This is a genomic window from Streptomyces atriruber (assembly GCF_001418325.1).
In the GTDB taxonomy this organism is placed as follows: Bacteria; Actinomycetota; Actinomycetes; order Streptomycetales; family Streptomycetaceae; genus Streptomyces; species Streptomyces atriruber.
The window spans coordinates 1-223 of record NZ_LIPN01000549.1 but is presented as its reverse complement, the minus strand read 5'-3'; the positions used below and the strand labels follow the sequence as shown (position 1 = coordinate 223).

The 223-nt window shown below is 74.0% G+C and carries 1 pseudogene; it reads right to left on the bottom strand.

The window, feature by feature from the left end:
* Positions 1 to 223, bottom strand: a pseudogene (locus AOK03_RS44640) (ABC transporter ATP-binding protein); the annotation flags it as partial.

Below are 223 nucleotides of genomic sequence, written 5' to 3'. Positions count from 1 at the left end.
CAGGCGCTGGCCCATGCCGAGGGAGAAGCCCTTCACGCGCTTGCGGGCGACCTCGTGGATCCCGGCCAGGTCCAGGACCTCGTCGACGCGGCTCTTCGGGATGGAGTGGGTGTGGGCGAGCGCCATCAGGTGGTGGTACGCGGAGCGGCCCGGGTGGACCGAACGGGCCTCCAGGAGGGCGCCGACCTCGTGCAGGGGCGCGGTGTGGGCGGCGTAGGCGCGG